Origin of the sequence: Methylobacterium sp. Leaf117, from assembly GCF_001422985.1 — a bacterium.
Taxonomy (GTDB): domain Bacteria; phylum Pseudomonadota; class Alphaproteobacteria; order Rhizobiales; family Beijerinckiaceae; genus Methylobacterium.
The window spans coordinates 654,436-672,008 of sequence record NZ_LMNL01000034.1; the positions used below are offsets into that span (position 1 = coordinate 654,436).

General features: G+C 69.6%; 22 protein-coding genes and 1 pseudogene. 11 read left to right on the top strand and 12 right to left on the bottom strand.

What is annotated here, in order from left to right; all coding sequences use genetic code 11:
• Positions 1-147 precede the first annotated feature (147 nt).
• Positions 148-762: a sigma-70 family RNA polymerase sigma factor gene (locus ASF57_RS17645; protein WP_056485477.1), complete on the top strand. Its 615-nt coding sequence runs from the start codon at positions 148-150 to the stop codon at positions 760-762.
• Positions 755-1,414, top strand: coding sequence for an NrsF family protein (locus ASF57_RS17650; protein ID WP_056485479.1), 660 nt, complete (start codon positions 755-757; stop codon positions 1,412-1,414). Before ASF57_RS17645 ends, ASF57_RS17650 begins: the two co-directional genes overlap by 8 nt.
• 3 nt (positions 1,415-1,417) lie before the next feature.
• On the opposite strand, the gene ASF57_RS17655 is transcribed toward ASF57_RS17650, so the two are convergent.
• On the bottom strand, positions 1,418-1,996 hold the full coding sequence (locus tag ASF57_RS17655; protein WP_282103682.1) for an isochorismatase family cysteine hydrolase: 579 nt from the start codon (positions 1,994-1,996) through the stop codon (positions 1,418-1,420).
• A 295-nt stretch (positions 1,997-2,291) separates the two neighbouring features.
• Between ASF57_RS17655 and ASF57_RS17660 the strand changes: the two genes are divergently transcribed.
• Positions 2,292-3,146 carry a manganese catalase family protein gene (locus tag ASF57_RS17660; RefSeq protein WP_056485481.1) on the top strand — a complete coding sequence of 285 codons (855 nt, stop codon included), beginning with the start codon at positions 2,292-2,294 and terminating at the stop codon, positions 3,144-3,146.
• Between the two features lie 92 nt (positions 3,147-3,238).
• On the opposite strand, the gene ASF57_RS17665 is transcribed toward ASF57_RS17660, so the two are convergent.
• From ASF57_RS17665 to ASF57_RS17685, 5 genes are all read right to left on the bottom strand, one after another.
• Positions 3,239-4,114 (bottom strand): alpha/beta hydrolase, encoded by an 876-nt coding sequence (locus ASF57_RS17665; RefSeq protein WP_082504099.1) that lies wholly within the window; start codon positions 4,112-4,114, stop codon positions 3,239-3,241.
• 109 nt (positions 4,115-4,223) lie between these two features.
• Entirely contained in the window at positions 4,224-5,078 is an 855-nt protein-coding gene (dapD, locus tag ASF57_RS17670) for a 2,3,4,5-tetrahydropyridine-2,6-dicarboxylate N-succinyltransferase (protein WP_056182614.1), read from the bottom strand.
• Between the two features lie 150 nt (positions 5,079-5,228).
• Positions 5,229-5,657, bottom strand: a complete 429-nt coding sequence (locus tag ASF57_RS17675; protein ID WP_156376213.1) for a hypothetical protein — start codon at positions 5,655-5,657, stop codon at positions 5,229-5,231.
• Between the two features lie 499 nt (positions 5,658-6,156).
• Positions 6,157-6,471: a hypothetical protein gene (locus tag ASF57_RS25945; RefSeq protein WP_156376214.1), complete on the bottom strand. Its 315-nt coding sequence runs from the start codon at positions 6,469-6,471 to the stop codon at positions 6,157-6,159.
• 347 nt (positions 6,472-6,818) lie between these two features.
• On the bottom strand, positions 6,819-7,277 hold the full coding sequence (locus tag ASF57_RS17685; protein ID WP_056182625.1) for a Crp/Fnr family transcriptional regulator: 459 nt from the start codon (positions 7,275-7,277) through the stop codon (positions 6,819-6,821).
• A gap of 337 nt (positions 7,278-7,614) precedes the next feature.
• Between ASF57_RS17685 and ASF57_RS17690 the strand changes: the two genes are divergently transcribed.
• The gene (locus ASF57_RS17690; RefSeq protein ID WP_056485487.1) at positions 7,615-7,812 is read left to right on the top strand and encodes a hypothetical protein; all 198 of its coding nucleotides are present in this window, start codon (positions 7,615-7,617) and stop codon (positions 7,810-7,812) included.
• Positions 7,813-7,904: 92 nt separating this feature from the next.
• On the top strand, positions 7,905-8,255 hold the full coding sequence (locus ASF57_RS17695; RefSeq protein WP_056485489.1) for a 4-fold beta flower protein: 351 nt from the start codon (positions 7,905-7,907) through the stop codon (positions 8,253-8,255).
• 25 nt (positions 8,256-8,280) lie between these two features.
• On the opposite strand, the gene ASF57_RS17700 is transcribed toward ASF57_RS17695, so the two are convergent.
• Positions 8,281-8,523, bottom strand: a complete 243-nt coding sequence (locus ASF57_RS17700) for a hypothetical protein (RefSeq protein ID WP_056485491.1) — start codon at positions 8,521-8,523, stop codon at positions 8,281-8,283.
• A 106-nt stretch (positions 8,524-8,629) separates the two neighbouring features.
• Here ASF57_RS17700 and ASF57_RS27305 point away from each other — a divergent pair.
• Positions 8,630-8,722, top strand: a pseudogene (locus ASF57_RS27305) (DMT family transporter); the annotation flags it as partial.
• Positions 8,723-8,746: 24 nt separating this feature from the next.
• Here ASF57_RS27305 and ASF57_RS17705 read toward each other — a convergent pair.
• Positions 8,747-9,004 carry a hypothetical protein gene (locus ASF57_RS17705; RefSeq protein ID WP_056182636.1) on the bottom strand — a complete coding sequence of 86 codons (258 nt, stop codon included), beginning with the start codon at positions 9,002-9,004 and terminating at the stop codon, positions 8,747-8,749.
• A gap of 4 nt (positions 9,005-9,008) precedes the next feature.
• Positions 9,009-9,722 (bottom strand): Crp/Fnr family transcriptional regulator, encoded by a 714-nt coding sequence (locus tag ASF57_RS17710; protein WP_056485493.1) that lies wholly within the window; start codon positions 9,720-9,722, stop codon positions 9,009-9,011.
• 293 nt (positions 9,723-10,015) lie between these two features.
• On the opposite strand from ASF57_RS17710, the gene ASF57_RS17715 reads away from it, so the two are divergent.
• Positions 10,016-10,858 carry a Crp/Fnr family transcriptional regulator gene (locus ASF57_RS17715; protein WP_082504101.1) on the top strand — a complete coding sequence of 281 codons (843 nt, stop codon included), beginning with the start codon at positions 10,016-10,018 and terminating at the stop codon, positions 10,856-10,858.
• On the opposite strand, the gene ASF57_RS17720 is transcribed toward ASF57_RS17715, so the two are convergent.
• Positions 10,833-11,579, bottom strand: a complete 747-nt coding sequence (locus ASF57_RS17720; protein WP_056485498.1) for a glucose 1-dehydrogenase — start codon at positions 11,577-11,579, stop codon at positions 10,833-10,835. The genes ASF57_RS17715 and ASF57_RS17720 overlap by 26 nt on opposite strands.
• Before the next feature lie 107 nt (positions 11,580-11,686).
• On the opposite strand from ASF57_RS17720, the gene ASF57_RS17725 reads away from it, so the two are divergent.
• The 3 genes from ASF57_RS17725 (at position 11,687) to ASF57_RS17740 (ending at position 14,746) form a co-directional block, all read left to right on the top strand.
• Positions 11,687-12,043: a helix-turn-helix domain-containing protein gene (locus tag ASF57_RS17725; RefSeq protein WP_056485500.1), complete on the top strand. Its 357-nt coding sequence runs from the start codon at positions 11,687-11,689 to the stop codon at positions 12,041-12,043.
• Between the two features lie 1,763 nt (positions 12,044-13,806).
• Positions 13,807-14,184 carry a hypothetical protein gene (locus ASF57_RS17735; protein ID WP_056485506.1) on the top strand — a complete coding sequence of 126 codons (378 nt, stop codon included), beginning with the start codon at positions 13,807-13,809 and terminating at the stop codon, positions 14,182-14,184.
• A 292-nt stretch (positions 14,185-14,476) separates the two neighbouring features.
• Positions 14,477-14,746, top strand: a complete 270-nt coding sequence (locus tag ASF57_RS17740; protein ID WP_056485510.1) for a hypothetical protein — start codon at positions 14,477-14,479, stop codon at positions 14,744-14,746.
• 102 nt (positions 14,747-14,848) lie between these two features.
• On the opposite strand, the gene ASF57_RS17745 is transcribed toward ASF57_RS17740, so the two are convergent.
• The gene (locus ASF57_RS17745) at positions 14,849-15,535 is read right to left on the bottom strand and encodes a response regulator transcription factor (protein ID WP_056187383.1); all 687 of its coding nucleotides are present in this window, start codon (positions 15,533-15,535) and stop codon (positions 14,849-14,851) included.
• A gap of 365 nt (positions 15,536-15,900) precedes the next feature.
• Here ASF57_RS17745 and ASF57_RS17750 point away from each other — a divergent pair, with 365 nt between their 5' ends.
• Positions 15,901-16,461 (top strand): L,D-transpeptidase family protein, encoded by a 561-nt coding sequence (locus tag ASF57_RS17750; protein ID WP_056187385.1) that lies wholly within the window; start codon positions 15,901-15,903, stop codon positions 16,459-16,461.
• Positions 16,462-16,471: 10 nt separating this feature from the next.
• On the opposite strand, the gene ASF57_RS17755 is transcribed toward ASF57_RS17750, so the two are convergent.
• Positions 16,472-17,497 (bottom strand): NAD-dependent epimerase/dehydratase family protein, encoded by a 1,026-nt coding sequence (locus ASF57_RS17755; protein ID WP_056486124.1) that lies wholly within the window; start codon positions 17,495-17,497, stop codon positions 16,472-16,474.
• Between the last annotated feature and the right edge of the window lie 76 nt (positions 17,498-17,573).

A 17,573-nucleotide genomic window follows, 5' to 3' on the forward strand; every position in this document is an offset into this window, starting at 1 on the left:
CACCCGATGGCCGGATTTCATTCCGTGGCATTTGCAGTCCTGGCCGGACCCGATCGGCCCGATGGCTCCGCATCGCGGGCCGAGGAGAGGTTTGGCTGGACCGAAGCCCGGCGGCGCCCGGCGGAGGATCATGGAATTCCAGAGCGCATGACTCAGGATCGGACGCTCTCGGCCGCCATGGCGGCGGCGCAGGCCGGCGATGCCGAGGCCTATCGCCGCCTGCTGCACGACTGTCTGCCGGTGATCGCCGGCATGGCGCGGGCGCAGGGGGTCCGACCGGAGGCGGTGGACGACGTGGTGCAGGATGTGCTGCTGACCATCCATCGGGCTCGGGCGACCTATGATCCGGCCCGGCCCTTCCTGCCCTGGCTGCGCGCCATCACACAGCGCCGCGCCATCGACGGGATGCGTCGCGCCGGTCGGCGATCCCGCGAGATCCATGATCCGGTCGCCTACGAGGCCGAGACCGACGGCGGGCCTGCCCCCGGCCAGGGCCTGGAGGCGCGGGACCGCGCGCGCATCCTGGCCCGGGCGGTTGCGGGACTCCCGGAAGGGCAGCGGCAGGCGGTGGAGCACCTCGCCCTGAAGGAGCGAAGCCTCGACGAGACGGCGCAGCTGACGGGGCGCAGCAAGGGCGCCCTCAAGGTCAACCTGCACCGGGCCCTGAAGGCCCTGCGCCTGGCCCTCGGACCCGACTCCGCCGATCTGGGCCGACCGAAACCGGATCCCGCCGCTCGGGAGCGAGGAACACACGATGTCTGAGCGCGCCCACACCATCCCGCACGACGTCCTGGTGGACAGCCTCGCGCGAGGCCTGACCCCAGTCCGGCCCCTGCCCGCACCCGCATTCCGAGCGTTCGCTTGGTGTGCGGCGGCCCTCGCCCTCGGTCTGGCGCTGATGCCGTTCGCGGATCTCGACGCCCTTCGCACGCGCATGGCGGTTCCGGATCTGCGCTATGCTGCACTCGGCGCCGTGCTGACTGCCGTCGCGGCCGCGCTCGCCGCCTTCCAGACCAGCGTGCCGGGGCGGTCATGGGCCTGGGCGACGCTGCCGCTGGCACCGGCGGCCCTCTGGATCGGCGCGAGCGGACTGGGCTGCCTGCGCGCTTGGGTGGCCCCTGGCACGGGTGCTCCGGACCTGCCCGAAGCCAGCGGATGCCTCGTCTTCCTGCTCACCGTCTCGCTCCCGCTCTCCCTCGGGCTCGTGCTGATGCTGCGACGGGCCTGCCCGTTACGCCCCAATCTCACGGCGGCGCTGGCCGGGCTCTCGGCGGCGGCGGCGGCGGCGGCATTGCTGGTGCCGTTCCATCCCCATGACGCCACGGCGACGGACCTCGCCCTGCATCTCGTGGTCGTCGGCCTCGTCATCGGCGCCAACAGCCTCGCCGGGGGGCGCCTGCTGGCGCGGGGCTGAGCGTCAGGTCCAGGCGAGAAGCACCTCCTCGGTGGTCACGGGATGAACCTGCTGGCCGTAGCGGCGGTGATACATCGTCATCAGGGCATCGTGCGCCTCGTCGCAGGAGCTGCACAGGGCGTCGGTGACGATGAGGACCCGGTAGCCGAGGTCGACGGCGCCGAGCACGCTGGCCAGCACGCAGACCTCGGTTTCACCGCCGGTCATCACCAGGGTGTCGATGCCCCGGGCCTGGAGGCGCGCATCGAGATCGGTGCCGAGCCAGGGCGAATAGACCGCCTTGTCGAGGATTTCGGCCGGCGGGACGAGGCGCGCGAGTTCCGGCACGAGGTCGATCAGCCCCGGTGCGAGATGGTCCCGGGTCATCGAGGCCCAGCGCTGCGAGTACCCGGCCCAGGTTCCTCGCCCTTCGCCGGGGTGCCGCGCCGGGATGAAGCGGGTGAGGAGGGTCCGATCCGGATGCGCCTTCACGAGGCGCTCCACCCGCGGCAGCACCCGGACCATCCAGGGGGTGTGCCAGTCCGTTGTCTCCAGGAACATGCGTTGCATGTCGACGCACAGATGCAGGCAGGTCCGCCCCAATGCGCCGGGGCGCGCACGCCATTCGCTCACGATGTCCTCCCCGGCTCCAGCGCCGACACGATTCTGCCCTCTCGGACAACCGTGGCATTCCAGGTCGGTTCGACGAATTTCTCCTGTCCCTCAGGCTAAATCCATCGCGTTGTGCAACAAAATGCACGCGCGAGAAAACTGAACACCTGGTGAATTTTCCGGTTCTTGGGGTATCCGGCGGCCAATGCCTCCGTATGAACCTGCTTCGCATCGCCGTCATCATGACGTGCGAGCTCTCTTTGTTCGAGCATGGCGAGATTACCGCATGTTATACTATGATAAGCGCCTTCAATATCCGGTGAAGGTCGACAGCCCGGACCCGATCTTCGCGCGCATGCTCCAGCAGGCGATCGGCGGCATCGAGGGCGAGATCCGCGTCTGCATGCAGTACTTCTTCCAGGGCTGGGGTGCGCGCGGACCGACGACCAAGTACCGGGACATGCTGCTGAATACCGCCACCGAGGAGATCGGCCACATCGAGATGCTGGCCACCGCCGTGGCGATGAATCTCGAGACCGCACCGACCACGCTGCAGGAGGAGGGCGCGGCCGACGGCGTCGTCGGTGCCGTGATGGGCGGCGGCAACCCCCGTCATACCATCGAGGGCATGCTGCATCGGCACGTGCTGTCGACCGGCATGGCCGCCTACCCGGCCAATTGCGACGGCGTGCCCTTCGACATGAGCCATGTCTACGCCAGCGGAAACCTTGCGGCCGACATGTATTGCAACGTCGCCGCCGAGACGACAGGCCGGGTTCTGGCGGTGCGCCTCTTCAATGCAGCGCATGATGCCGGCATGAAGGACATGCTGCACTTCCTCATCGCACGCGACACCATGCACCAGCAGCAGTGGCTCGCAGTCATCGAGGAACTCGGCGGCGCCGAAGGCAACCTGCCGATCCCGAACAGCTTTCCGCAGAGCAAGGAGCACGAGAAGTTCAACTACAACTTCTTCGCCACCACCCGCGACGGCTCGCCGCCGCCGGCGGGGCGCTGGACGAGTGGTCCCTCGCTCGACGGCAAGGGCGAGTTCACCGTGGTCCAGAACGAGCCCATGGGCGAAGTGCCGAATCTCGGTCCGGCCCGGCCCGACAGCGGCGCCCAGACCCAGCAGATGTGAGCCCCCGACGGCCTTGGTATACGAGGGCGATCCAGGCCCTGGTATACGGTGAGGGTCGTGTCACGGTCGCGCGGTTTCGGCTCCGCGTCGCGTCAGGCGGCGCGGATCGCGGCCGCGACCTCGCCCGGATACTCCTCGTGCGGGCTGAGCGCGCCCGGCACCGAGGCCCGGGCGACCCGGCCGGTGGCGATGAGCGCGTCCATCTCGGCGCCGGAGCGGCGCGGCGCCCGCTCCGGCCGCAGCACCAGGATCGGCGGCAGGCCGGGGGCCTCGAACAGGTCGAGAAAGTCCCGTCGGGACTCGAACGGGTCGAGCCCGCCGGTGACGAAGGCGGCGGTTCCGAAGCGGCCGCCGTTCTGGCGGGTGATGACATGCTTGTCGGCGATGATGCCCGGGGTGACGTGGGCCGGGTCGGCATAGACATGGGCCCGCATCATCCGGCCGATCACGGGCCGGCTGATGTTGATGCGGTAGAGGGCGTCGCCCAGCAGCGGCAGCTCCACCGCCCGGCGCAGGCCGGCGAACAGGCCCTTGCGCTCCGGTCCCATGGCGGTGGGCAGCGGCCCGCGCCAGGTCGGGGCGACGAGGACGAGGCGTTCGAAGCGGTGCGGATGGCGCCGAGCGGCGGCCACGAGGTAACCGGCCGCATGACCGGCGCCGATGCCGAGGGCGTAGGGACCGGGCGCGGCCTCCAGCAGGGCGTCGAGGAAGGCGTGCATCGTGTCCGGGTTCATCGGCACCCGGGCGCGGACATGGTCGCCGAAGCCCGGCCAGTCCGGCACGAGGCAGCGGTGGCTGTGCCCGAGGTCCTTGGCCAGCGCCCGCATCTCGACCCGGGCCGAGATCGACGACAGGGCCGGCAGCAACAGGGCGTCGGGACCGTTGCCGACCACGTCGTAGGGCGTCGGCACGCGGCGCCCGGCGAAGTTCAGCGCGAAGCTGCGGGCGGAATGGGCCGGGTCGATCATCGTACGCCTCTTCCTCGCATGCGGGACGATATCACCGGCCCCAGATGGGGCCTCGCCGACCGCGCCGGCACGCGACCGGGTGACGCCCCGGACCGCGCACCGCGCCGGATCAGGTGCGCAGCAGCTCGTTGATGGCGGTCTTCGAGCGGGTGCCGGCGTCGACGCGCTTGACGATGACGGCGCAGTACAGGCCGGGGCCGGGGCTGCCGTCCGGCAGGTCCTTGCCGGGCGTGGTGCCGGAGACCACCACCGAATAGGGCGGCACCCGGCCGTACATGACCTCGCCGGTGGTGCGATCGATGATCTTGGTCGAGGCGCCGATATAGACGCCCATGGAGAGGACACTGCCCTCGCCGACGATCACGCCCTCGGCCACCTCGGCGCGGGCGCCGATGAAGCAATTGTCCTCGATGATGACCGGATTGGCCTGGAGCGGCTCGAGCACGCCCGCGATGCCGGCGCCGCCGGAGATGTGGCAGTTCTTGCCGACCTGCGCGCAGGACCCGATGGTGACCCAGGTGTCGACCATGGTGCCCTCGCCCACATGGGCGCCGAGGTTGATGAAGCTCGGCATCAGCACCGCGCCGGGGGCGATGTAGGAGCCGCGACGCACGACGCAGCCGGGCACGGCCCGGAAGCCGGCCTCGCGAAAGTGCTTCTTCTTCCAGCCCTCGAACTTCGAGGGCACCTTGTCCCACCAGGTGGCGCCGTCGGGGCCGCCGTGGATGATCTCCATGTCGTTGAGGCGGAAGGACAGCAGCACCGCCTTCTTGAGCCACTGGTTGACCTGCCAGTCGTCGCCGACCTTCTCGGCGACCCGGGCCTTGCCGGCATCGAGCAGGTTCAGGGCCTCCTCGACGGCCTCGCGCACGGCGCCCTTGGTGCCGGTGTCGATGGTGGCGCGCTCCTCCCAGGCGGTCTCAATGGTGGCGGCGAGGTCGGTGGGGGACGCGGCGTGCGACATGGGGCGGTCTTCCGGGAAGCGGCGGTCGGGACGGGTCCCGTGCTTACAAAAGCCCGTCCGGCCTGTCACCTTCCTGTCGCCGTCCAAGAACGGCGTGTCGCCGTCCAAGAACGGCGTGGCCTCATACCCCCGTCGTCATCCCCCCCGTCGTCATCCCGCCGTCATGGGCTTGGAACTGGCATGGCCGCAGGCGTCGTAGCGGCGCTCGATGAAGAAGTAGTCCTGCATGGTGGTGTTGAAGTACCGGGCCGAGACCGAGACCTCGCGCTTGACCGGCCGCCCCTCGATCAGGGCACTGGGCACCCGCTCGATGGTGCAGCACGCGGTCTTGTCCTCCAGATAGGCGAGCTTGCTGGCATAGGACCGGCCGCCGTGATCGCCGTTCTTGACGATGTCACGGATCATGATGTCGACGTAGGCGTCGTCCGACAGGGTGGCGTTGGTCTCGTAGCAGACCAGCAGGCGGGTGGACTGCTCGTAGATCAGGTAGCCCGCGCCGAGCACCGCCGTGGTGAAGAAGGCGATGCCCGCCGCCCGCGTTCCCCGCCCCATCGGTCGTTCGTCCTGGCGCTCCGCCATCGCCTGTTCCCTTCGCCCGGCGCGGACCCGGGCTCCGACCGAGCACCGGGTCAGGGCGCGCCGTCCTGGGCTGAGGCCGGGGACTCACGCGCGCCGAATCTACGCCGCGCGAGCCTGGACCGGATTCGATGACAAATGGTTTCCGACCCGCGAAATGTCGGCCTGCCCTCCGGATCACAGGAGCTTCTCGGGGTTTCGGAAGCTTCTCGGGGTCTCAGGTGCTTCTTGAGGTCTCAGGTGCTTCTTGGGCGATTGCGGCGTGAGAGCGATGCGGGTTTCGCACGCCGGGTTGTTCGAGCGGGTCGGCCCGACGATCGCCGCCCGGTCGATTGGCGTACGCCCACGCGAAAAATCCCGGCGCGGTCCGAACCACGGGATCGGACGATCCGCGGCGTCGTTCCGGTCCGGCAACCGCGATCGCGGTTGCCGGCAGAGGCAGGTCCGGGGCGTGCGGATCGGGGGCCTCTGTCAGACCGGCGATCCGGCACCGCCCGCCTTCTCAGTCTCCGAAAGCGCGCTCGATGCGGGCGGCGCGATCGGCGCGATGCGCCAGCCGGGCATCGCGGTCGGATTGGACCTGGCGGACATCGGCCGCATGCGCGTATGCTCGGGCGGCGCCAAAATCACCGTTGATCGCAGCAACGTTGGCCGCATGCTGGTCTCTGCGCGCCTGAATCGCCCGGACATTGGAGGAATGAGAGGCATCGCGCGCGAAGAGAGAAGACTGAAGGCTCTCTTGCGCCTGCGCGGGCACCACAAGCCAGAGCGAACCACTGGCAACAAGACCCATTACGGCTGCTTTTACGACGTTCATGACAGCGAATCCTCAACTTGATTGATGATCACCAATGAAACAACAGACTTTTAAGACACGCGACACAGGCCATCAAGCCTTTTATCGGACCTGGATTTGACAACGATCCTCCTTTGAGCGGAGATATAGCCTGACGACCGCTTTCGGTTCCGGGCGCAGCGAATTTTTGGTGTCCGCCGGTGTGCCGGAGCACGCGTGCCTCGGCGGCCCCGCACCCGGATCGGACGATGGGTCCGCCTTGCGGGAGAAACGCAGCGGGCTTCCGCGAACGGGGCATCCGCGAGCCTACGGCCGGCCGCGAACCCCTCGGCCGGATGCATGACCGGGAGAGAGGGAGAGAGAGGGGGTCAGGGCGTGATGGGGTCGAACCGGTCGCCGAGCCCGACCAGATCGGTCGTGAAGGCCGCGAGATCCTGGCTCAGATCGGCGTGGATGGCCCGGGCCGCGTCGGGAAATTCCTCCAGCACGCGGCGCATCAGCGTGGGGGTGATGCGGATCACTTCGGCGTCACGCGTCGCGTCGGCGTCGCAGGGGCGCTCGCCGCGCTGGAACAGGGCGAGACGCCCGATCAGGCTCGACCGCCCCATGGTGACCGGCTCGGCGCGGGCGCCCCGGGGGGTGAGCGTCAGCGTGCCCGACATCACCACGAAGCCGCCATCGGCGCGCTCGCCCTGGGCGAACAGGCGCTCGCCCGCGCCGAGGCTGCGGCGCTCGGCGGCGAAGGAGAGCAGGCGCAGCGCGTCCCGGGCCATGAATCCGAACAGGGGTGCGGCACTCAGGATCGCGATGTCGTCGTCGAGCCCCACCGGATGTCCCTGCTGTTCTGCGTGGCCGCGCCACGGGATTGCGGGTGGAGCTTAACCGAGACGCCGGCCCGACGATATGGCGCCCGCGCCGCGCCGCCGCCCGGTGTTTCACGGGAAACATCGGACGCCGGCCGCTCCTGCGCGCCGAACCGGAGCAGGCGGTCACTGCGTCGCCGGGGAGCGCCACCGTGCCCCGCCGCTCCCCGACAGGGTCGCGGATGCCGGTCCGGCCTTGGGTCCGCCGCCCGGGGCGGGAAGAGATTCTCACGCCGGTTCGCGATCGGGGTTAGGTGAATGCGTCGCGGGGGCGCATAGTCGATGCGTCACAGGATGCCCCATGCCCATCATCGAACTCAGAACCGTGTCGGGATTATCGGCCGCGAAGGCCGCCGTCATCGGGGCGACCCGCGCCCTGGAATCGGCCTTTCCGCTCCTCACCGAGGCGGCGATGCAGGACCGTCTCAGCAAGGCGGTGGCGGCCCTGATCCAGGTCGAGGCCGCGGCGGACCTTCAGGGAACGTCCACGGCCGCCTGAGCCGGACGGCGCCGGCCTGATGGAAAACCCGGACGCGACGCTCCCGACACGCGACACTCCCGACACGCGGACCACGGAACCAGGAATCGGCCATGATCGAGTTTTTTGACCGGGCCGGGCAGGAGGCGGCGTTCTGCCATGACGGGCATGCGCTCTACCTGTGGAATGGGAAGCCGGCGGCCTTCCTCCACGACGACAAGGTCTACGCCTATGACGGGCGCTTCATCGGCTGGGCCGACAGGGGCTGGATCTCGGACGAGACCGGCGCCTGTCTCCTGTTCGAGCACGATGCGGTCGGAGGGCCGGACAAACCCAGGCGCCAGACGAAGACGACGCCGGGACCCCGAGGGGCCAAGCCGGCACGCGGGGAACCCGGGCCGACGCCGCCCGGGCGGTTCGCCGCCGCCACGTGGTCGGACCGTGTCTTCGCCGACCTGATCTGAGGGTCCGGCAATCCGCGCCCGCGCCTCAGTCCCAGTCTTGGCTGTCCAGCGTGCAGGCTCCCTGGGCGAGGTCCGCGATGGCGGACATCGCGGCGTCGAGGGAGGGATGCTCGCGCTTCACGCCCTTCAAAAGGCCGGACGCCTCCGGCCGGATCTGAAATCCAATCGCGCCCGGCGACGTCGCGACGGTGCCGAGACGTCGCCCCAGGCGATCCGCCAGGACCCAGGCACTTCCCGAAGAGCCCGTCGGCGTGAGGACCACGTCCATGGCAGCCTGACCTTCCGTGAGGATCGCACCTTGCGTGCGAAACCCTTCCTAGCACGGTTCCGGCCGGGGCGCGGGGCGAAGCGCAGATGCCGCCCCCCTCGCCAGATCGCCGCGGGCGCCGTGGTGGGCCTGGCTCGGCGGCTGCCTCAGCGTGCTGCTGATCCTGGCCCAGCTCTACGCCTCGCCCGCCATCGGGGCGGGTCTGCGACGCGGGCCGGACCGCTCAGCCGTAATCGGCCTCCGGGATCACCGCGCTGAACGGCACCGTGAGCACGAGACGGGCCTCCACATCCTCGATCTCGAAGACGCAGACCGACCAGTCGCGGATAAAATCCGTCCGCGTCCGGGTGATCATGTCGTGGGCGATCGCCAGGGCGCGCGCCCGCACGGCGGCGAGATCCGGCCAGTCCTCGCCCTCTGGGTCGACGGCCAGACCTTGCGGCCCCGGGCGGTGACGCAGGTTGAAGTAGTAATGCGGCATGGTCTCAGGCCTCCTCGATGAGGCGCGCGTACTCGGCTTCCGTGATGCCGTAGCCGTCGTCGGCGAGGGCGACGAGCCCGTCCCGGTCCAGCACGCGGATGCGCCCGCGCTGGGCCTTGATGAGGCGGTTGCCCTCCAGCGTCTGCACCGCCAGCGTCGCGCCCGGACGCTGGACGCCGAGCATCAGCGCCAGGAACTCGTGGGTGATCGGAATCTCGTCGCCGTCCACGCGGTCGTGCCCCATCAGCAGCCAGCGGGCGAGGCGCACGTCGAGGGTATAGGCGGCGTTGGCGTAGGCGATCTGACGGGCCTGGGTCAGCGCGGTGTGGAGGTAGCGCAGCAGAAGCCGGCGCAGGGTCGGACTGTCCGCGACGGCCGCGCTGAACGGGGCCCGCGCGATGGCCAGCACCATGCCGGGACCCTGCACGAACTCGTGGTAGGACGCCCAACCGCCGTCGAGCAGCACCTGGGGCGCGCCCACCAGCCCTTCGCGCCCGGTCATCCCGACCTCGATGCGATTGCCGGCGACGTCGGCCATGACGGAGACGTAGCCGGTCTCGGGAAAGTAGAGTTCGGTGACCGGCTCGTTCGGGTGGATCAGGCTCTGGCGCAGGGTGGTCGGCATCGGCCGGAGATGCGGCTGGAGCCGGGCGAAATCGTCTGCCGACAGGCGCTGCAGCAGACGGTTGCGGATCGTGGCGTGTTGGGGCGGCGACATCGAGGGGCTTGGCATCCATGCGGCGGGACCGGGGCAGGCGAGAGCCTGCGCGGGCTCCTGGAGCGCCTGCGCACCATTATGCGGCAGACGATGGACAGAGTATCGATAGGTTCCGTCCCGACCACAACCCGGATTGTCGCTGTGTTCACTACCCGACATAGGAGAAGTGTCGGGTACAACACGATAATATCTTCAGGAGCAACATTGCTCTGCTGGGCAGGTTAGACTTTTGTCTAATGCCTGTTCATTGCCGGCCTGCTGAAGAGCCGCTGGCCTGTCGGGAGCCAGCCTCGATGCCTGCCCTTCGCCAGAGCGACGCCGCACCTGCAATCCCGAACCTGCCTATCCCGGATCTGGACCAACGGTCGGGGCGCAACGCCCTGGTGCGCCGGCTCCAGGGCCTGGCCGCGCTGACCGCCTCCGACGTCGCGGCCCTGGAGCGGATCGGCGCCCAGCCGCGCCTGCTCGGGCCGCAGGTCGATCTCCGGTCCGACGATGTCGTGCCGGAGGCCGCCTTCGTGGTGCTGGAGGGTTTCGCCTGCCGCTACACGCAGCGCGCCGGCGGGCGGCGGCAGATTATGGCCTACCTCCTGCCCGGCGACCTCTGCGACGTGGATGCGCCCGATCTCGGCTCCAGGACTTCAGGCCCCATGAACCACGCGGTGGGCACCCTGGCGACCTCCCGGGTGGCGCGCATCCCGCGCCCGGCGCTGACGGACCTGATCCGGCGTCATCCCACCCTCGGGCAGGCCCTACGCGCGGCCAGGCTGTCCGAACAGGCCATCACCCGCGAGTGGATCGTCAATCTCGGCTGCCGCTCGGCCCTGGAGCGGATGGCCCACCTGTTCTGCGAAGTGATGGCCCGCTTCGAGGCGGTGGGTTTGGTGCAGGACGGCGCCTGCCCCCTGCCCCTCACCCAGTCGGATCTGGGCGACACCCTGGGCCTCTCGAACGTGCACGTGAACCGGACCCTGCAGGACTTGCGGCGGCAGGGCCTGGTGGAACTCCGGGGCCGGAGCCTGCGGCTGCTCAAGCCCCGGCAGCTCCGGGAGATCGCCGAATTCAGCCCGGGCTACCTCCTGGCTGCCACCGGGACGGACGGGCCGCGCCTCAGCGCAGACCGCCGCTGGCGGTGATCTCCTCGCCGGTCACCCAGCGGGCGTCGTCGGAGGCCAGGAAGGCGACGATGTCGGCGATGTCGTCCGGCCGGCCCGCCCGGCCGAGCGGGGTCTGGGCGACGAAGCCGGCCTCCATCTCCGAGCCGACGATGCCGGCGGTGTGGGTGCCCTCGGTCACCACGTAGCCGGGGCTGACCACGTTGACCCGGATCCGGCGCGGGGCCAGCTCGTTGGCCAGCACGTGCGAGATCGCGTTCACCGCGCCCTTGGTGCCGGTATAGACCGCCGTGGTCGGCGTGTGCACGCTGGTCACCGCCGACGAGATGGTGACGATGCTGCCGCCCTCCCCGAGATGCGCCGCCGCCGCCTGGCTCGCCAGCAGGACGCCGAGCACGTTGACGTCGAAGACGCGGCGGTACTGGGCCTCGGTCACCTCGCCGATCGGGGCGAATTCGTAGATCCCCGAATTGTTGACCAGCACGTCGAGCCGTCCGAATTCCCGGATCGCCGCCGCGATCAGGGCGTAGGCCTGCTCGGTCTTCGACACGTCGGCCTGCACCGCCACCGCCCGGCCGCCATCGGCCACGATCGCCGCCACCACCGCGTCGGCATCCGCCCGGCTCGAAGCGTAGTTGACCACCACGGCCGCGCCGTTCCGCGCCAGCGCCTTGGCGATCCCGGCCCCGATGCCCTTCGACGCGCCGGTCACCACCGCGACCTTGCCATCCAGCTTCGACATCTGTGCTAACCTTCGACCTGGGCCGGCGCCGGATTGGCGCCTGAACTCCCATAGTTCGGAATTTCGGTACTAATGGTGCGACAATCAAGCCTCCAGTCGGTTGAAAGATGAGGCCCCTGGTGCATCCGGCGATGGCGGACGTGCGGCCGGAGGCGATCCTCCACGCCCTGTCGGACCCGGTCCGCGCCGCGATCTTCGCCCGCATCCTGCGGACCGGTTGCGTCGAGGCCTGTTCGGCGGTCTCGGCCTTGGGCGACCGGGTCATCCCGAAATCGTCCCTGTCCAGCCACTTCAAGGTGCTGCGCGAGGCCGGTCTGATCCGCAGCGAACGTCACGGCGTGGAGATGCGCAACCACTCGCGCTGGGACGAGGTGCAGGCACGCTTTCCCGGCCTGCTGCCGGCGATCATCAATGCCTATGCGGCGGAGAGCGGGACGGAGGCCGGGACGGCAACCGGACCGTAGCTCTCGACCACGAAGCAGAGGGTCCGCCTGCAAGCAGAACCGGCCGCCGGCCGCCTGCCTCTGACCTCAGGTCGTTAACAATCCTAATTGCACAGTATTCGCGCAGTCCCTAGCATCCCTGCAAAATCAGGGAGGCCCATCATGGCAGTCGGTAGCAATCTCGCGCCTGTAACGCAGGACGATGTCCTCAGTGTTCGCCCCGACTACGACGATTTTCAGGATGGGTACTTTGGCTACCGGGACCTCATCGGGAACGACAGTGATCCCGAAGGCGGTCCGCTGACGCTTCTGTCGATCGAACCAAAGCCAGGCACCGGTACGGGAAACTGGGCTTATCTAAGCGACCCGTGGATCGATGCGATCTATTTCACCGTCAGCGATTATTCCATTCACGGTGAGGGCGTGGCAACATTCCTCTACACGGTTGCTGATCAGGAAGGTCTCACCAGCACGGGAACGGTGCAAATCCTCTACGGGCAGCCTGACTATGAACCACGGGCTGTGACGGTGGCAGAAGACACGCGGGTCTTCATCACTGAAAACTACCACGCCAACGGCGGAACGTTCTTCTACGATCAGCCAAATCACGGTGTGGTCTACTCGGAGCGTGACCCTGCGGACGCGCGCAATCAGTTGGTGTACTATCAGCCGAATGCAAACTTCCACGGCACCGACACCTTCGATATCATCGCCGGGCCGAACGGCGGTCATCTTCCTCACGCCCCCATCGTTCTCACGGTCACGCCCGTGGCGGACGCGCCCGAAGCCAGCGACGACAGCGGCGCTACCGGCGCCGGCCAGCCCCTGCTCATCCCGGTGGCGCAGCTTCTGAGCAACGACACCGACGCCGATGGCGACACGCTCACCCTCACGGCGGTCGGCGACGCCACCAACGGCTCGGTGAGCCTCGGCAACGGCCAGGTCGTCTTCACGCCGAAGGCCGGCTTCACGGGTCAGGCCAGCTTCACCTACCAGGTCGAGGACGGGACCGGGCTCAGCGATACGGCCACCGTGAGCGTCCTCGTCGGGCAAANGAAGGCCGGCTTCACGGGTCAGGCCAGCTTCACCTACCAGGTCGAGGACGGGACCGGGCTCAGCGATACGGCCACCGTGAGCGTCCTCGTCGGGCAAACCGCGACCGGCAGCTATGTGCGCGGCACGGCCGGCGCCAATACGCTGGACTACGCCTCCGCCACCACGCGCGTGCAGATCGCGGGTCTGGAGGGCGACGACACCCTTCGGGGTGGTGCCGGCAACGACGCGCTCAACGGCGGCGCGGGCAACGACATCGTCACGGGCGGCGCCGGCAACGACAGCCTCACGGGCGGCCTCGGTGCCGACCGCCTGGGTGGCGGTGCGGGCAACGACACCTTCCACATCGCCCGTGGCGATCTTTCCCTGACGGGTGCCACCGACCTGATCGTGGACTTCCAGGGCGCGGGCCAGGCCGGGGGCGACGTGATCCGCTTCACGGGCTTTGCCGCGGGCTCGACGCTGGAGCTGGTCGGTATTTCAGGCAATGCGCGGGTGTACGAGGTGCAGGACGATGCGGGCCTGTCGGAGGGGCAGATCCTGGTCAGCGCGGGCGGTGCGCCGGGTCAGGTGCTGACGACCAGCGACTACGCCTTCGCCTGACCCTCGGAGGAGGGACCCGGCTTGGTCCGGGCCCCTGGGCGCAGGCGCTTGGGAGCCTGCGTGCGCTCTTGCCCACGCAGGAAAAGACTGCCCACGCAGGAAAAGACTGCCCACGCAGGAAAAGACCTATGGCCCCGCCCCATCACGCCGATGTCCGCAACCGCCTCTTGCACCGTCTATCCGGGCACGATTTCGCGCTGCTCCAGCCGCATCTCAGGCTCATGCCGACCGAGTTGCGGCAGACCCTGATCGCTCCGCACGAGCCGGTCGCGCAAGTGTTCTTCCCCGAGGTCGGCTACACCTCCGTCCTGGCCGATGTCGCCGGCAATCGCATCGCGGTCGGGATCATCGGGCGCGAAGGTTTGGTCAGCGCCTCGCCGGTGCTGCTCGACAGCGGCCGCACGCCCTCTTCACCCTCCGCTACCGTCCTGGCGCCGACGGATGGGCGGTCGATCCCGAGGGCGACGCATTGCCGGATCTCGACGCGGCGCGAGACCATGCCCTGAGGGAAGCACGCGACCCGATGGCCAGGGTCCGCACCCACCTCGTCCAGGATCGGACGGTCTGCGCCTTCGAGAGCGAGGATGCGGATGCCCAACGCGTCCTCGCTCTCGAAGGCGCAGGCCGTTCAGCGAGGCCGTCCCGGACGAGGCCGTCCCGGACGCGGATGATGGCCGAGCCGGTGAGTCGGCGAGCGGAGGGGTCGCATGGGACGGCTCGGCACGGTCGGCCACCCCACAGAACCGCAGGGCGCGCCCCGAAATTGTCATGTGAGAGAAGGGCAGGCAGGAGTGGCGTATGGCCCGGTACTTCTTTGATTTCTTCGATGGAACGGTGATGCGGGACTCCGTCGGCCACGAGTGCGCCGGCTCTGACGAGATCCGTCACGAAGCGATGAAGGCGTTGCCGGAGATCGCCAAGGGCGTGATCCCGCAGGACGGGGACAAACAGGCTTTCACGGTGTCCGTTCGCAACGCGGGCAACCTCACCGTCTACACGGCGACCTTGACGTTTGCCGGGGTCTGGATGGGGGAGGATGTCCCGCCACCCGAGGAGCCGATGGACTGAACCGATCTCCGCCGGGCCAAGCCCATCCTCCGGGAAGCGGCCGGGCGACGGGCCTCCCTCCTCGGACGTTTCCCGCGCGCGGCCCGGGCTGGAGGAGCGCTCCTACGGCAGGAGCTTGTAGCCGCCGCCCTCGGTGACGAGAATCGCCGCGAGGGCCGGGTTCGGCTCGATCTTCTGGCGCAGGCGGTAGATGTGCGTCTCGAGGGTGTGGGTGGTGACCTGGGCGTTGTAGCCCCAGACCTCGGCCAGCAGCGTGTCGCGGCCCACCACCTCGCGCCCGGCCCGATACAGGAAGCGCAGGATCGCGGTCTCCTTCTCGGTGAGCTTCAGCTTGGAGCCGCGCTCGCCCACCAGCAGCTTGGCGCCGGGCCGGAAGGTGTAGGGGCCGATCTGGAAGACCGCGTCCTCGCTGGCCTCGTGGCTGCGCAGATGGGCGCGGATGCGGGCGAGCAGCACCGCGAACTTGAACGGCTTCGTGACGTAGTCGTTGGCGCCCGCTTCCAGGCCCTCGACGGTGTCGTCCTCGGAATCCTGCGCCGTCAGCATGATGACCGGGCCGCGATAGCCGCCGCGGCGCATGGCCCGCACGCCCTCGCGCCCGTCCATGTCGGGCAGCGCGACGTCCATCACCACGAGATCGATGCGGTCGTCGGTGACGCGGGCGATGGCGCTCTGGGCGTCCACCGCCGTCAGCACGGTGAACTCGTCGTAGAGATCGAGCTGTTCCATCAGCGTCTCGCGCAGCGAGGCGTCGTCGTCACAGATCAGAAGGCGATGGGTGTTCGGCATCGACCGAAGGACTTTCAGGCAGTTTCGCGGGGTTCGTCTGCGGTTGTCGGGCTGCAGACGAACGATGACGCCGAGGCTTCGGCACACAAGCACATTCCAAGGCAACGATGATGACACGGTGGCATCGGCATGCCTTATGTAAATCACACCGTGCACACTTAGCCCACAATCTCAACTGCGCACAATACGGTTGTGCGCAGTCTATCCGGCCCCTACGGCGCGGCGCAGCCGAAAGTTTCAGGGCCGGGCCGGCGCGTTTCGCGCTCCCGATCAGGGAGCTGCCCGGCCGGCCGCTCAACCCCGGCCAAAAACCCCGGCGAAAAACTCGATTGGCAGCCGGCGGGCGGGCACGCGATAAGCGGCCGATGAAGCGCCCTCCGAAGCGAACGACCCAGCGCGTCGCCCTGCCACACCTGCGCGTGCGCGCCCTCGTCACGGACCGGAGCCGGGGCCAGCTCCTGGCGGGCGGGGCGATCGTCCCCTGCGCCCTCGGGCGGGCCGGCATCACCCAGACCAAGCGCGAGGGCGACGGCGCCTCCCCGCGCGGCCGCTTCCGCCTGCGCGGCGGTGTCTACCGGCCGGATCACTTCGCGAGCCGCCCGGCGAGCCCCCTCCCCTTGGCGCCGAGCGCGCCGGGGGACGGCTGGTGCGACGATGCGCGCGACCGGCGCTACAACCGGCCGATCGCCCTGCCGGCACCGGGGGTGGGGCACGAGCGGCTGTGGCGGGAGGACGGACTCTACGACCTCGTGGTCGACCTCGATTACAACCGGGGGCCGATCCGACGCGGGCGCGGCTCGGCGATCTTCCTGCACGTGGCGCGGCCCGGCTTCCTGCCGACCGAGGGCTGCGTCGCCCTCCGGCGCGCCGATCTGGTCCGGCTGCTGCGCCGGATCGGCCCGCGCACGCACCTGTGGATCGGTTGATCCTGGCGGATCAAGTGAACCCCGCACCTCGGGCGGCGCGGGCCTGCAGGGCGGCGAGGCTGCTGCGCACGGCGATGGCGAGGGGCGTGTGCGGCTCCTCCCCCAGAAGGGCGACGAGGCGGGCATTGTCGAGTTCGAGGCTCGTCGACCACAGATAGCGCATCTCGATCACCTCGCGCAGGAAGGTGACGAAGGGCGCCCCGGCATAGACCGGCAGCCACCGGAACGGCCGGACCGGCGGGCGCGCGCCATGCGCCCGGCCCGCCGCTTCAGCCACCGCATCGGCCACCGCATCGGCCACCGCCTCGGCCATGCCGCACCCGTGCAGGTGATGGCCGCGGAAGTGCAGGCTCAGGCAGCGCGGCAGGTCGGCCTCCCGGTCGGCGAGGCGCGCGAAGGTCTCGGCGAGATCGGGCAGGTAGGCCCAGGCATGGCCGGCGCCCGGCACCTCGGGGGTGACCACCCGGCGCACGGGTCGGCCCTCCCGCATCAGCACGGTGGTGACCCAGGAACTCGGGGCGCGCGGGCCGAAGAAGTCGCCGGCGCGGACCACCAGCGAGGCGAGGCCGGCCTCCGCCGCCGCCGCGAGCATCGCCTCCATCTCGACCCGCACGGCCCCCTTGCGGGTGCGGGGATGGCGGGGCGCGTCCTCGCCGAGGCGGGCGCCGCCCTTCGGGGTGAACACATCCGGGCCGTAGACGTAGAGGCTTCCCGGCAGCAGCAGCCGCGCCCCCGCGCCCTGTGCCGCCGTGATCGCGTGGGCCAGCATCGGCATCGCGAGGCCGCGCCAGTGGCGGTAGCCGGGCGGGTTGGCCCCGTGGAACAGCACGCGGGCGCCGGCGGCGGCCCGCACCAGGTCGGCCTCCCGCAGGGCGTCGCCCGCAACCCAGTCGAGGCCCGCCGGCCCGCTCCGTCTGGCCCTTTCGGGGTCGCGGGCGAGGCCGCGCACCCGCCAGCCGTGCCGCAGCAGCGCCTCCGCCACCGCCCCGCCGATGCCCCCTGTCGCCCCCGTGACCAGGGCCAGTCGCTCCGTCATCGCCTTCACTCCTCTGTCGAAATCCACGCGAGGATGCGGGCGGCGAGGTTCTACGCCCATTGCCGAAAGGCGGTGA